The organism is Bartonella sp. CL71SXKL (assembly GCF_042194935.1).
Taxonomy (GTDB): Bacteria; Pseudomonadota; Alphaproteobacteria; order Rhizobiales; family Rhizobiaceae; genus Bartonella.
Genome location: NZ_JBHINI010000005.1, coordinates 1 through 14,948 on the forward strand (window position 1 = coordinate 1; position 14,948 = coordinate 14,948).

A 14,948-nucleotide genomic window follows, 5' to 3' on the forward strand; every position below is an offset into this window, starting at 1 on the left:
TTACACCTGTAAACAAGCCAAAGAAAACAACAATGGCACGAAAAATTCTCAAAAGAGAACTTTGGCGTAAAAATACACAAAACAATACAGATTGCCCCGCTTTGCACTATTCATGAAGCATTGTTTAAAAGAACTTCATGGAACCTCTAACAAGTCCACTCAAAACAGCCACTGCCCTATGACGCTTTTAACAAAAGCACATGCCTTTGTGACCAAAAAAGTGACACCCAAAACTGCTTTATTTTAACTGCTGAAGATCTCTCCCCCACATTTATGTAAAAAGACCTCTAAACAAAACTGTTTAGCCCGTCAATGGTTAATACATCAATATCCCCAGTTTAATGCTACAATATATTTATCAATAATTAGAGATAAATTCACTCTCCAGCTCCTCTAAGCCACTCAACACGCATATAAACGAGACATCATGCGATCAAGCACATCCTGTCGTCAAAAACCATCATAGCAAACAATAAGAAATCTCTTTGAGAGCCTTTCAAGACAATTACGCAAAACTCTTTTTCCTGCCTTTGCTCGCCAAATGTGGCGAGCAAACAAAGTCTTGATTTTCTAATAAGTTATATTTAATGGCATTTTCATCAAAGAACTTTTCTCCAAAGACAATGATCTGAGCGATCTGAACAGAAGAGTTTTGTCCAGTGCTGTCAGTGTTGTCAGTTCTTTTTAGAGCCTATTTTATTTTTTTAAATGATAAAAAATTAAAAACATTATATTTCAATATGTTAGCATTTTAACGATACAACCTATATCGACAATACAACCTTAAATACAATCAATAATATATATTTGTCAGTTTGTGTCTGTAAATTGAACTGACAAACTAGATTATTTTAGTGACTCATAAAACCTATCAAAATACTCATTCTGATGTTTTAAAGTCCATGGTGCATTTGTCTTGATTAACAGGTCAATTAACACATCAAATAAACAGCAAATTTCACTATTTTGCTGATCTTATCCCATGTCATGGGCTGTGGATAAACAGCATTAAAAAAAACTTTTGAAAAAAATTTATCCGCTTTTTAGCATTTTCCGAATTTTTCACACTATTCATTCAAAATGGATTTAATAAGCTTCATTTTGATTCTTTTGAAGAGAATTAATCAATAGAATATATTGTCATGGAGTTTATTCTTTATGCTTCGCCCTCATCATTCTGATCATGAACATGTCTCTTTACGCTCTCTCTTAGAATATTATCGTCAACAAGCAAAATCACCTCGTGAATTGGGAACATTGTTTGAAAATCTTGTCATGGCTTATCTTATGCATGACCCTCTTCATTATGGACGCTATGAAAAGGTAGAAACCTATTATGAATGGGCTGAAGAGCGTGAAGGTTGGAATAAAAATGATATCGGCATTGATCTGGTGGGAAAGCTTCGTCATCAAGAGGGATATGTGGCTATTCAATGTAAATTTTATAAAGCTGACCATCAGATCAGTAAAAAAGATATTGATAGCTTTATCGCTGCCTCTGGAAAAGACATCTTTAAATATCGTCTTCTCGTTGATACCACAGAAGTGGAATTAAGTGACAATGTGAATGCCATGATTAAAGGACAAGCGATACCCGTTTATCGTATTGACCTTCGTCATATGGAAAACAGTCGGATAGATTGGCAAATATTTGCAACAAAACAAGAAGTTCTTCTGAAATCAACAAAAGAGCCTCGTCCCCATCAAGAAGAAGCCATCAAGAAAGTCTGTGAAGGGTTAAAAGAAGCAGATCGTGGCAAGCTGATTATGGCATGTGGAACGGGGAAGACTTTCACAAGCCTTAAGATAGCAGAACACATAGCAGGAAAAGGCAAGCGTGTGTTGTTTCTGGTGCCTTCTCTTGCTTTAGTCTCGCAAACGATCCGTGAATGGACAGCCGATGCACAAGTCCCGTTGCGTTCTTTTGCGGTGTGTTCGGATACAAAAGTAGGCAAGCGTCGTAAAAACCAAGATGATATTGTTGGCATGGAAACATCAGACCTTGTTCTCCCTGCTACCACGGATGCACAAGCCCTTGCTAAAGAAGCTTGTGAAAACCTAGTAGACGCAATGACGGTGGTCTTTTCAACTTATCATTCTATCCAAGTGATTTCGGATGCACAAAAAGAGCATGGTTTACCCGAATTTGATCTAATCATTTGTGATGAAGCACACCGTACCACTGGTGCTTCATTGGGAAGTGAAGACAATGAATCTGAATTTATCAAGGTTCATGATAACAGCATTATTCGTGGTAAAAAACGGCTGTATATGACAGCAACGCCGCGTATCTTTAGTGATACTGCCAAAAGGCGGGCTGATGAGATCAATGCCGTTCTCGCCTCTATGGATGATGAAGCACTTTTTGGAAAACAACTCCATCATTATACCTTCGCAGAAGCTGTTGATAATGAACTGTTAACCCCTTACAAAATTGTGGTCTTAGGCATTGATGAAACCTATATCACACCAGCCATACAGGAGATTATTGCCAATGAAAACCGTGAAATTGATTTAGATGATGCGGCAAAAATTATTGGCTGTTATAGAGCCCTGACCAAAATAGATAAGCAAGCCGCTGTTGATGATGATGATACAGAGCCCATGCAATGTGCTTTAGCTTTTTGCAAAGATATCAATACCTCTCAATATATAACAAAGCTCTTTAATAAAATTATCAAATCTCATATTGATGATTTCCTTCAAACCGTTCCCTTTCTAAACTGTGAAGTAAGACATATTGACGGAACGCAAAGCGTCAAAAAACGCAATGAGGAACTGGATTGGCTTAAAGGAGATGCTGGGAACAATGTTTGTCGGATCTTAAGCAATGTTCGGTGTCTTTCAGAAGGGATTGATGTCCCTGCTCTTGATGCGATCATGTTCTTACACCCACGCAATAGCCAAGTGGATGTGATACAGGCGGTGGGGCGTGTGATGCGCCGTGCTCCAAATAAGAAAACGGGCTATATCATTTTACCCATTATCATTCCTTCACACTTAGAAGCCAAAAAAGCTTTAAAAAACAATAAGAGATACCGTGTTGTTTGGCAAGTTTTGCATGCTTTACATTCTCATGATGAAAGGCTTGCTCGGACAATTAATCAGATGTCTTTAGGACAAGATAGCAGCCATACGATTGAGATTATAGAGATTAAACGAGCCGATGAATTAAAAGAACTCACCACAACGGTTGATGAGATCTCGATACCATCAAAAGCAGAAAGTTCTGGACATAGCATTGGAACAGCAGAAAGCAAATCTCAATCGGTATCTGGAGGACAAGGAGACTTATTCCGCCGTTCTGAATTTTTTGATTTTGTCAAAGCCATTTTTCTGGATAGTTTTAAAATCACGGATTATTGGGGCATTTGGGCGAACAATGTTGCTGAGATTGCTCAAAACCATATCACGCACCTTCAAAACCTGCTTGCTGATGAAACAAGTGAAGCCTTTCATGCCTTTGATGCGTTCCATAAGGAATTACAAAACAACGTAAACAGCGATATTAAACAAGAGGAAGCGATTGAGATGTTAGCACAACATCTTGTCACGCGTCCCGTATTTGAAGCTTTATTTGACGGTAATGAATTTGTACAGAACAATGCCATTTCGCAAGCAATGGATAAGATCTTAACGGAACTGGATAAAACCAATATCGAAGAGAAAACGAAAGATCTTGATAAATTCTACAAAAGTGTCACATTCTGTACAGCAGGTATCACCGAAACTCATACAAAACAGAATCTTATTATCAAACTTTATGAAAGTTTTTTTGCCAAGGCATTTAAGAAAACCACGGATAAGCTTGGGATTGTTTATACGCCCGTTGAGGTTGTTGATTTTATCATTCATTCTGTTGATGATGTGTTGCGTAATGAGTTTGGCAAAAGCTTGGGGTCACGTGGTGTGTCTATTCTTGACCCTTTCACTGGAACGGGGACCTTTATCACACGGCTTTTACAATCTAAACTGATCAAACCAGAGGATATGGAATATAAGTTCCGAAATGATATCCATGCCAATGAGATTGTCTTACTCGCTTATTACATAGCAGCGATTAACATTGAATCGACCTATCATAGTATCATGAAAGGTGAATATATTCCTTTCAAACATATTGGCTTAACCGATACATTCCGCATGCTTGAAGAGAAAAGCCTTCTGCAAAAATTATTCAAAGAAAACAGTGAATATTTAGAACATCAAAAGAAACTGGATATTAAAGTTATCTTTGGCAACCCGCCTTATTCAGTAGGACAAAAAAGCGAAAATGATAATGCAAAGAATACTCCTTACCCCATATTAGATAACCGTATTCGTGAAACTTATGCTGCTCATTCAAAAGCAAATAATATTAATAGACTTTATGATAGTTATATTCGTGCCATTCGTTGGGCTAGTGACCGTATTGATAATGCTGGGGTAATTGGTTTTGTTTCTGGTTCTGGTTACATAGACAAGCCAACAATGGACAGTTTGCGAAAATCTTTAGCCAAAGAGTTTACGAGCATTTATGTGCTTAATTTACGAGGGGATATTCGTAAAAATATGATGAATAAAAATAACGCTCAAGAAGGAGAGAATGTTTTTGGCAACGGAAGTATGACTGGTATTGCTGTAACCTTGTTTATCAAAAATCCTAATGTGACTGAATCATGTAAAATTTACTATCACGACATTGGTAGTAATCTTACAACTAAAAGGAAACTTGAGATCCTTGACGAATTTTGCAGTATTGATGGTATTACCCATGAACAAGGCTGGCAACTCATTACACCAAACGAGCATGGCGATTGGATTAATCAACGGGATGACAGTTTTGCTAATTTTCTAACTTTAGGTAATAAGAGTAATAATAAGAAGAAGAAGGAAAATAATAAAAAACTTTTTGAAATTTATTCTTGTGGTTTAAAAACTAATCGTGACGTTTGGACATACAATTCAAGTCGTGAATGCTTAGCGAAAAACATGAATAACATGATCACCTTCTATAATAGCGAAGTACAACGTTTTAATGATATCTATCCGCATGCTGATCATAAAACACGTGCAAAATCTATAGACCACTTCGTCAATACAGATGAGAGAAAGATAAGTTGGAGTCGTGCACTTAAACAAGAGCTAGCAAAAGGGAAAGTTTTTAAATTTGAAGAGACATGCCTTAAGCAAAGTTTGTATCGTCCATTTATGCAACAGTGGCTTTATTATAATCGTATCTTTAATGAAATGATTTACCAGATGCCTCGTATATTTCCGATGGGGCAAGTAGTCGAAAATAAGGTAATACAAATTACAGGTATAGGAGTAAATGGTTTTTCTACCCTAATGATAAAAGATTTACCTGATGTTAATGCTATGGCTGCTAGCCAATGCTTTCCAAGATATTTTTATGAAGAGACTACAATTTCAAAGAATAAAAACAACAAACAATCCCATTTATTTACAAACTCTACAGAAGCAAACACAACAGCTAGTTTACAGAGGCGTGATGCCATTACGGATGAAGGATTAGCATATTTTAAAATGGCTTATCCTAATGAAACTATCACTAAAGATGATCTATTCTATTACGTTTATGGAATTTTGCATTCGGAAGATTACCGCGCCCGTTATGCTGATAACCTTTCTAAAGAATTGCCTCGTATCCCTTGTGTAAAGAGTGCTGATGATTTTTGGAAGTTTGTGACAGCAGGACGTGAACTGGGTCATTTGCACGTGAATTATGAAACTGTAGAGCCTTATCCAGTAACCTTTAAAAAAGGTAATCCAAAACAAACAGAGATCTCTAATCCAGAAAAGTTTTATTATGTAACTGAAATGAAATTCGCAAAAGCAGGTAAAGAGAAAGATAAATCAACTGTTATTTATAATAACAATATCACAATAACAGATATCCCTCTTGAAGCTTATGAGTATATCGTTAATGGTAAACCCGCTCTTGAATGGGTTATGGGGCGTCAATGTGTAAAGACTGATAAAAAGAGTGGTATTGTTAATGATGCCAATCGCTATGCTGTTGAAACCATTGGCAACCCTGCCTACCCTCTAGAGTTATTTCAGAGGGTTATTACCGTAAGTTTAGAGACAATGAAAATCGTTAAGAACCTACCAAAACTAGAAATTAAAGAAATTGAATAGACTTGGCTTGCTAACTCACAAGGGGTATAGAGTCTTATAACCATAATCTATACCTCTCTTGTTAAGTTGATTAGATACAATCTTTAAAAGGAGTGTTTATATGCGTTATTCTAAAAAGAAATCATTTGCACTTTTAGATACTCTTATTTGGATTGCCTTTAAAAGATTATACCGTTATCTAAAATGATAGCTTTATGCTTTTCAAAAGCTTTGTTTAAAGAGAGTTATGTATATTCATTTTCTTATATTACTTATAGGTTTTGTCTGTTTTTAAAACCCCCAAAACACCTACAAAACCCTCTTAGATATATATTAAAAATTGTATTTATGTGTTATGTTTAATATAGGTTGTTTATTTGAAAGATTAACTTATTGAAATATAATAACTTTTATTTTGGATTGAAAAATATATATAAAGGGGGGGGTAAAAAGACCCCCCAAAACCCCCATACCCCCCTAAACTCATAACCATAATAGTCTTAATAGCATTTTTATGATCATAAACCGTTTCTTTTGAAAGGCTTTAAAGGATCACATGTTTTTTTAAGACGTGGTTTAATCACTCACTAAAATCATAAGGTTATCTATTTAAATAAATTGATAAAAATTCATTAAAGGGATTTTAATAACGTAATCAGTTTTTACTTTCATACGCTTTTCATAAAGCACGTTTTAATCACTCACTAAAATAATCTATTTTGTCAGTTCAATTTACTGACACATAACTGACAAATATATATTATGAATTGAATTTATGGGTTGTCTTTTAATAAAGGTTGCATCATTAAAATTATAACATATTGAAATATAATGTTTTTAATTTTCTCTCATTTAAAAAAAATAATATAAGCTCTAAAAAGAACTGACAAAACTGACACGGTCTATTAAAAGGGATTTTTCTCATCTCTATAATGATCAGTTTCTATTGAGATGTTTTCATAACAGTCTATAAATTACAATTATCCTATTTATCAACTAGTTGTATAACATCATCTAAGGTATAAGTTTTCATGAATCTTCCCCTGCATACTCTTTAATTCTTTTGCAGAGAAATTCATAAAAATTACTTGCGTAATATTCGGAATCTTCAGATGTATACTTGAGATAGAGAGGGCATTCACCATCCCTAAACTGCGTATAATCAAAATAAAAGGTTTCACCAAAATCAGTTGTGCAGATAACAAGTTGTTTGGGGTCCGTAAAGCCATCTCTTCTATCGAGCAAATTTCGGTAAACAATATCACCAGCAGGAATACCTGCACAGATTTCATAAATACTGAATATTTCTTCACCTCCAATTTCTCCTCCTCCATAATTTTTTAAAAAATTCTTATAGGAAGAGGTAAATTGTAAACCAAGAGTGTTCTCAGCTGTTTTAATCCGTACATCATCAGGGGCATTATCTTGAGTACCAAGATTAATAACATGACTATGCATATCAACATATTGTGCAACATCTGATAAAGTATAACTTTTCATAAATTTTTCTCCATAAGTCACAGCGTGTTTTTACTCATAATGAGTGTTCCTAATGATCAATCTTTTTCTACTATAGCCAATGGAATTGAGATGAGATTGATAAAATCATAAGAGATATGTTCTTGACGGAGCTCTTTTCTCATCTGTCTCTGTACAATCATCTCGCATTTACAATATATGATGGAATTAAAGGAGGTGATCATTAAAGTTTAGAGAGCGCCTTTTAGGGACATTACTCCAATATTTGCAATAATTACTTTTTCTTTTTTTCCTACTTAGGAATTTTTTTTTGAAATCCAACAAATAACTTTTCTGATAAAATTTGTCTTTGGATTCGTAGGAGCAAGCAAACTCCTGCCTTGATAAAATGAGTAGAGAACCTCAACGAGAGGACTATCTTGTTCTTGTGTCACAGGATGTAACATAATAGGTCTAAAATCGACTCCAATAGGTGCTCTTCCTGATACCATTCTTTCCACATTTGTACCCGTTACTATCTGTCCTTCTTCTTTCCAAGAAGAAACTGTTTCGGGCTCAAACAGTTCATCTTCCTGATAAACTTTTTGACTTTTAAATTCCACCGGCTCAGCTGCCCCCATACTTTTTTTCTTTATCCATTTCATGATTCATAATCCCCTCGATTTTTTCAAAATAATCAATTTATTCTTTGTTCTAAATAGACTTAAATAAACTCTCCTTCCAAGAGCGAGGTTATTCCTCGCTAGAAAGCTCTGAGTGATCATCAAAATCTTTTGCTACCCGTTCAATCAAAGCGTAGCTCACTTGCTTCACCTTTGCTACTTCTTTGGCTAAAGCTAATGCACGTTCAAGGTGGGTTTTGTTGATGCTCTCGTCAAAGCCTAGGTGATCACCTGCCGTAAAGCTTTTCTGATAAGATTGTAAGGTCTCAACATCACCCAATAAAGCAAGAGCGCCAAGATGAAGTAAAGCATAATCCGTATTATCTGCTTTAGATGTTGCATCTTGTTGCCAAGGAGCAGTGCCATAATCAGAGCGAAGTCTTTTAGAAAGGTCAATGTCTTTGACTGACCATTCTAGCGCATCATCAAGTGCTTTCTTTAAGCGATCCGCAGTGACTTCTGGTTCAAAGATTTCTAACCCCTTTGCTTCAAAATTAAGCTGTATATCTGGAATATCTTCCGTGTGGGTAGGATCAATGAATTTACAAGCGGTGGAAAGAATGCCCGTGCTAATCATAAAGGCGCTATCAAATTGCGGGTAGTCTTTGGCAATTTCGTCGTTATAAAGAATATCTACTTCACGATCAGCCAATTGATAGCTTGCCATATGGTCATTCTCATTGATTTTCTCGGTTGACCAGCCTAAGCTTTTTAAAAGTGCATGAGCACTTTCCATGGTGAGATGATCATCAGTGTCATCCACTTCATCCGCTTCCTCTGTAGCCTCAACAGCAATAGTTTTGGAAGCAACAGATGCTGTTTGCGGATCCAAGCTTAAAATCGGAGCATTTTTAGGAAAACCTGCTCGATAACCCCGTGCAAGAGTGAGGAGATTATCAATTCTATATTTTGAGATTTCTTCCACAAAACCTAAAGGATTTCCCTTTCTAAAATTCTCCTTATAAGATTTGAGCTTTTCAACATCCCCAATCAAAACAAGCGCAATAAGGTGACGCGCTACAAGATCAAGTTCACTGTTTGTTGGCAAAGCCGCATAATCATAAATGATTTGATTAATATTTTGCCGATCAGCCCATTCAAGAACATCCGCACTGATCTGTTTTAGCTTGCCTTCAGCCAATTCAGTACTAGAAACTGTATAAAATTCTTCTGCTTCTTTGAGGGCTATATATTGAGGCATATTATAGAAAATCTCTCTATGAGCCGTAGAAAAACTAAGTGTTGAAAGGGAAGCCTTAAATGCAACAATCGGCTCTTCTTCATCACTTTGAAGGTTATACATTATATTGATGATACGGTCTTTACTTACAAAATAAGCATTGCGATTGTAGTTTTTATCACGATAAACTGTCCAACCCATTTCTTTTAATTGCTCTGTAACTTTATTGAAAGTAATCAAAACTTGTGGACTGAGATGTGCTTCTGCTGACTCTCGCTCATTAAGGATTTTCAGATGTTTTTCAGAAAATTTAACGGCATGGTTAACATACCCCTCCAGTTCTTTATCAAGATTTTGCAAATGGTCAGGTAGCTTACCCTCTGCGATAGAATCTTGATAGGATTTTAGGACATCAATTTGACCTGTCAATGCTAAACAAGCCAAATGCCAAATCACAGCTGGATAATAGCTATACTTTTGAACACGTGTTTTGCTTTCTATTGATGCTTGTAAATCTTGGGCACGTGCCCACTGTATCACCCGCTCAGAGACTTTGATAAGCTCTTGCTCATTCAATGTCTCTACACAAATATCAATTCCTTTATCAAAACCACTAAAAATCCCTCCTCCTATCGTGTTAAAAGACTTATAAATATCCGTAGGTCGTATCCAATTATATTCTCTCCTATAGTGAATATATTCGCAAGCTACAGAAATCTTTTCATTAGATATTTCAGCTTCGAGATGAACATTATACTGATCATAGAGATGTACAAAGCCAAAATCTAACTTAATAAAACGATCCGGCAAAACCAACCACATTTTCCCAAGCTCTGTGGAAAACCACCCTTGAATTTTAAAAATGCGAGTTGCTGCTGTAAGACTCATCGACCTCTGTTTAGGTTTTTTACGCGCTAAAGTGTCATCTAACTCCCCGTTTTTATAAGCTTGCACAAAAAGAATGAGGCGCTCAATCCACCCTATTGTTTTGTAATCTGAAAATTCTGGTACATGTAATTGGGGTGTAAACTTAGAACTTTTTAAAGCCTCAATATCACCAAGTAATGCTTCTGCAACAGCAGAATGATTGGCTGCTTTTTCACGTAATTTTTGTTCAATATCTTGTGCTTTCGCCCAAGCGATAACCCTATTTAAAGATTCCTTAACATGGCTTTCTGAGAGATCTGAAGCTGTAACATCGAAATCCTCTTTCGCAGAAAACAGCGTATCTTCATACTTATCCTGTGATACTTCACCACTAGCATATTCCCAAGCAAGGCAATAAGCAGCAGTGGTAAGATTAGCCGATAGCCGAAACTTTCCCCCATCCTCTCCATAATCTACAACATCATAACTAATGCCTACAATGCGATCGGGAAGATGATAATGCGCAAACATACTACCATCTTCAGCACGATAAGGTTCCCAGCCAAGCGTTTTTAAAATCTCTGTCACGTCTTTAGTTCGCATCGCTATTCACTTTCATTCAAAAAGTCCTAGATAATGAAAAACGTTAATGTCTGTTTTGTCTAACTTATTACTCAATTGTTCTTTAACCTATTTTTTACTAGCTTGGTTTAATTCTTTGCCACTTCCTTTAAAATCTTTGAAAGATTCTTGATATGCCTCTAAGAACTCTTTGTTCTCTTTAAAAAATTTTATAAATTTTCCTTTTGTGGACTCAGCATTTCCTTCTTTATATGCCTCTTTCAAAATCTTTTGTTGTTCACTTAATTTAGCATTCTTCCCCGTTTTTACCTCGCCAATTTTTATTTTACTATTCTCTATATAAACGATATCCGCACGAGATCTTACTACCCCCTTATCCGTCTTAGTTTTGAATACTATTTCTGTTTTGCATGTTCTACATCCCTCATCATTTAATTCTTGTTTTTTCTCATCGCGTTTTTTTTTCATGATGCTTCCTGACTTGTCCAAGCCTTTTACCCTTTCCATCATTATCATCATTATTGTTTTGTGGATTTTCATTGCCCGTTTGAGAATTTTTATTTTTTTCTTCTTTTGAGTTTTGGTTTGTTTTTTCGCTGTCTTCTTCTGCATTTTTCAATGCAAACAAATAGCCAAAGAAATCCGTTATAGCCGTCTTATTGCTAGAGGATCCAACAACAGTTGCTCCGCCAGCCATAAAAAGAGACAGAGCTGCCAACTCTTCTGGTGTAAGCGACACAATGAATGCTGCTAATGCTGCTACCGCAGGAAGAAAATTATTCTCCGCAGCATTTCCAGCGGCATCCGCGCCAGTATTTATTGACATCACCACCAGCAAGGGCAGCAGCAAAGCCCCCACAGCCCGTGCGACATCAATGGCATGATCGCTAAAGTCAGCAAACTGTGCTTCAATCTTTGCATTTATACGCGCTTGTTCTTCTGCCGTTGGAATACGACCATCCAATGCTGCTATTTCTTTTTGTATAAAATTGGGGGACCACAGTTTAAACTGGAGCATAGCAGTGGCTTCGCCCACAGGCCCCGCCGATAGCACCGGCAGAGCAAGCGCCACTCGCAACCGCGCCTTTTAAACAGCCAAGACCAGCGTGGGCAACGATCTGTGTGACCGTGTCTATTTTGCCTTCTGCCTTGGCGGTACCAATTTCTTCTGCCAACGATTTGCCAACCGTATCAGACAGGGCGATGCGCAGATTGTTAAAAAAGTTCTTGTCAAGAGAACCACCCTCAAGAGCCATTTGAACGCCTGTGCCAATGGCGGCTTTGATCAGGTTCTTTTCCGCTTCACGGGCGATACGATCGACAAAAGGAGCGGTTTTTGGCAAAGATTGTCCAACACCTGCCATTTCCGTTATTTGACTGGTTAAGCCCGCCATTAACATCGATGAGACAATGCTGGGAACATTCTTTGAAGAGCCAAGCTCATGCAAGGCGCCGGCAATATTGCCGCGATTATTGACAAAAGCCACAGCGCTTTTGTCAATCAATGCTTGGACACCTGCCTGTATCACCGCATTCATGGCGGTGCTCGAGCCAAGCCCCAATGCACCGGTAATGGCACTGGCAGCACCCAAGGCTGCTCCGCCCGTAACCGCGCCCCCGTGACAGCCAATGCCACGATAGCCGCACCGGCTTCTTTCAGCCCTTGGGCTTTATAATCCCAGTCTTTAAACTCAGCCTTAACTGCTAGCCAATCAACTTTCCTTACAAATCTTAATCAACCCAAAGTAATAGCCTGAAATAGCCGTGTGTCGTATGGAAAATTAAAAACAAAAACCGAATGAAGAAAATGCACTTGAGACTTGCATATGGCTTCACAGGTTTATTGCTGTAAAAGCTTCAAATGATGATATCTCTAATACTTTTCGCTTGTTCTCTTGTGGTAGCTTCCACATGCGAAAATATATGGACTATAATACCTCTTCTCAAGCTTATCAAACTGAACTCAAAGATATTTCCTTATTGATTTTGAAAGAGTCCTTAAAACGCATTTTGCAGAGCAACGTAGAAAGCATGTCTAAAAAAATCATTCCAAGAGCAACAGATTTTTCTAAGTATTGTGAAGAGATTGAAAAAGACCTTCTTTCACGCACCAAAACTCTTCATGAACTAATGATAGGAGAGTTTAAAATAGATTTCTAAAAAGTAGCAAAATAGTGAAAAGTGCTGATCATTTTTGGATTGGATATGCATTTAAAGAGTGATTAAAAAGTTTTTTTAATGTACAATATATTTCTAGAAGCTAAAATAGCTCTATAGTATCAAATTTATAAAGTAAATAAATCCATTAATACAAATTAAGGATTTTAGGATACGCGAATTTCAAAATATTTGTTTTTTAAAACATGAGTAGCCAGCATCAGCGCAAAAAATGTTGCGGCAATTATGATTCCCTTTCGTGTACTTTTGAAATAACAGAGCTTTTCTTTAATCTGTATGAAAGGGTTGCCAGTGCGATGGGCTTTGTTGAAAGGTGGATTTGGGTATCAAAATGCAAGCAAGAGTTTGGGATTATGGAGCTCTGTGTTTAAAGCTATCATCAACTATAGATAAATCATAGACGAGGTTAACTAAAATATTAAAAGCAACTGGATGCAATAGAAGACATTGCTATTAAAAGAAAAGCAAATGCTAAAAAGACTAAAAGGTAGTTTGTGTTTTTATATCAGAAAATAATTTAAGAAATTGAGATCATAATTTTTTCACAGGAAATAAATATGTTTACAGATAAGAAGAGAAAAGCCTTGTTTGGCGTTATAATTTTTATATTTGTATGTTTTTTAGGAATAAGAAAAAATCTTGACTTTATTCAGGGTATTTTGACATTCGCGTCTATTTCTTTGGTGATCGTAACAACTGTTTTTGCAATTTTATGCAATTCTAATATCCCTTCTGAGTTGCAAAACAACCCACAATATAAATGCGGCAATACAACAGGTTGGAAGACATTAACATGTGAGTTACATCAGTATATGCACAGTCTCCTAAAGTTAATAATTTTAGCGCTTGTCGTTTTAATTTTCCCAAGTAGTTATAAAGAAACTGTTTCTTTGCCTGTCATTTCTAAGTACGTGGAGCACAAGTTTTCTTTTTCATTGGATACCGTACTTTGGTACTTAGATATTGCTCTTGGATATTCAAATATTATAATTTGGTACTTTTTTTTAGTCTGTGTATTCTTCCTTATGTTGCGTACACGCAGTTTAATAAATATATCTATTTACACGCTACAGTGCTCTATTAAAGAGATACAGTAAAACTTACGATTTCATGCTTTAATTTTTCTTTTATATGACCTTCATTATACATACCATTATCATTTTTACTTGTTTTAATAGCAAATTTATGTTGAAAAGTTTCAGTATTAAAGATTATATCAAAATTATTATGTGTCTTTCCAACAAAACTTATGTTTTTAAATGCTGGATTTAATTTATATTTTTTAAAAAGATTCAAAAAATAATTCTTTAAATTATTTTTTTCTTTAAATTTGATACCCAAGTCAAGTTCCATTTCAGAATAATCATCCGTGGGAAATTCACCTAACAAAAGTTTAGCCATCTTTAGCAAGTTGTCTTCTGATTGCATTGCAAAAAAATCTAATTGTTTTGGTTGTGTATATTTCAGTTTTATTTCTTTAATTAAAAGCAATTTTTTTTCGAACTCTTCCTTACCAACAATATCAGGTGAGATATCAATCGTTTTCGGGGGAAAAGATTTTTTGTAGTGTAGCTGCAAGAATTTGTTTAACTCTTTATTTGAAGAAAAAAGAGTAAACTCTATAGGAATCAAAATTCCAAAATATTGCTTATTCTGTTCAACATATTTTCTAGGACGTGGGTTAGGAATATTCTGAAAGTCGTTTTCAGAATCAATCACTTCTGGGTTATAAGGACTATTTTCTCCCGTTAAAACATAAATCCAATAGCAGATCTTCGAGTTCACAGAAAACTTTTCAATTATTAAGGTAACACATTGATTATCACGGTTAAAATCGTATCTTCTTTCCTATAAAAATTTATCAGCATCATTGATATTAA

Annotated in this window: 10 protein-coding genes; 3 read left to right on the forward strand and 7 right to left on the reverse strand. The window is 36.0% G+C overall.

Annotated elements, in window-relative coordinates:
* The first annotated feature begins 1,158 nt into the window (after positions 1-1,158).
* Positions 1,159-6,141, forward strand: coding sequence for a DEAD/DEAH box helicase (locus ACFILA_RS03745; protein WP_375660686.1), 4,983 nt, complete (start codon positions 1,159-1,161; stop codon positions 6,139-6,141).
* Between the two features lie 1,008 nt (positions 6,142-7,149).
* Here ACFILA_RS03745 and ACFILA_RS03750 read toward each other — a convergent pair.
* The 6 genes from ACFILA_RS03750 to ACFILA_RS03775 all read right to left on the reverse strand — a co-directional run bounded on the left by ACFILA_RS03750 (position 7,150) and on the right by ACFILA_RS03775 (position 12,482).
* The gene (locus ACFILA_RS03750) at positions 7,150-7,620 is read right to left on the reverse strand and encodes an SMI1/KNR4 family protein (RefSeq protein ID WP_375660687.1); all 471 of its coding nucleotides are present in this window, start codon (positions 7,618-7,620) and stop codon (positions 7,150-7,152) included.
* A 275-nt stretch (positions 7,621-7,895) separates the two neighbouring features.
* Positions 7,896-8,243, reverse strand: coding sequence for an HNH/ENDO VII family nuclease (locus ACFILA_RS03755; protein WP_375660688.1), 348 nt, complete (start codon positions 8,241-8,243; stop codon positions 7,896-7,898).
* Positions 8,244-8,331: 88 nt separating this feature from the next.
* Positions 8,332-10,911: a DUF6990 domain-containing protein gene (locus ACFILA_RS03760; protein WP_375660689.1), complete on the reverse strand. Its 2,580-nt coding sequence runs from the start codon at positions 10,909-10,911 to the stop codon at positions 8,332-8,334.
* 87 nt (positions 10,912-10,998) lie between these two features.
* Positions 10,999-11,358, reverse strand: a complete 360-nt coding sequence (locus tag ACFILA_RS03765; RefSeq protein WP_375660690.1) for a hypothetical protein — start codon at positions 11,356-11,358, stop codon at positions 10,999-11,001.
* Entirely contained in the window at positions 11,339-11,962 is a 624-nt protein-coding gene (locus ACFILA_RS03770; protein WP_375660691.1) for a hypothetical protein, read from the reverse strand. The genes ACFILA_RS03765 and ACFILA_RS03770 overlap by 20 nt, the downstream gene beginning before the upstream one ends.
* A complete protein-coding gene (locus tag ACFILA_RS03775) occupies positions 11,895-12,482 on the reverse strand; it encodes a DUF637 domain-containing protein (protein ID WP_375660692.1) in 588 nt (195 codons plus the stop codon). The genes ACFILA_RS03770 and ACFILA_RS03775 overlap by 68 nt, the downstream gene beginning before the upstream one ends.
* Before the next feature lie 319 nt (positions 12,483-12,801).
* Between ACFILA_RS03775 and ACFILA_RS03780 the strand changes: the two genes are divergently transcribed.
* Together ACFILA_RS03780 and ACFILA_RS03785 are read left to right on the forward strand one after the other, a co-directional pair.
* Positions 12,802-13,050, forward strand: coding sequence for a hypothetical protein (locus ACFILA_RS03780; RefSeq protein ID WP_375631044.1), 249 nt, complete (start codon positions 12,802-12,804; stop codon positions 13,048-13,050).
* A gap of 575 nt (positions 13,051-13,625) precedes the next feature.
* Positions 13,626-14,165: a hypothetical protein gene (locus ACFILA_RS03785; protein ID WP_375637497.1), complete on the forward strand. Its 540-nt coding sequence runs from the start codon at positions 13,626-13,628 to the stop codon at positions 14,163-14,165.
* Here ACFILA_RS03785 and ACFILA_RS03790 read toward each other — a convergent pair.
* Positions 14,149-14,853 carry a hypothetical protein gene (locus ACFILA_RS03790; protein WP_375660693.1) on the reverse strand — a complete coding sequence of 235 codons (705 nt, stop codon included), beginning with the start codon at positions 14,851-14,853 and terminating at the stop codon, positions 14,149-14,151. The two genes, ACFILA_RS03785 and ACFILA_RS03790, sit on opposite strands and share 17 nt — an antisense overlap.
* Positions 14,854-14,948 lie beyond the last annotated feature (95 nt).

Bases quoted from the DNA above. Each gene is read 5' to 3' on its own strand.
- ACFILA_RS03745 (WP_375660686.1), top strand. From the start codon at position 1,159: ATGCTTCGCCCTCATCATTCTGATCATGAACATGTCTCTTTACGCTCT.
- ACFILA_RS03750 (WP_375660687.1), bottom strand. From the start codon at position 7,620: ATGAAAAGTTATACTTTATCAGATGTTGCACAATATGTTGATATGCAT.
- ACFILA_RS03755 (WP_375660688.1), bottom strand. From the start codon at position 8,243: ATGAAATGGATAAAGAAAAAAAGTATGGGGGCAGCTGAGCCGGTGGAA.
- ACFILA_RS03760 (WP_375660689.1), bottom strand. From the start codon at position 10,911: ATGCGAACTAAAGACGTGACAGAGATTTTAAAAACGCTTGGCTGGGAA.
- ACFILA_RS03765 (WP_375660690.1), bottom strand. From the start codon at position 11,358: ATGAAAAAAAAACGCGATGAGAAAAAACAAGAATTAAATGATGAGGGA.
- ACFILA_RS03780 (WP_375631044.1), top strand. From the start codon at position 12,802: ATGCGAAAATATATGGACTATAATACCTCTTCTCAAGCTTATCAAACT.
- ACFILA_RS03785 (WP_375637497.1), top strand. From the start codon at position 13,626: ATGTTTACAGATAAGAAGAGAAAAGCCTTGTTTGGCGTTATAATTTTT.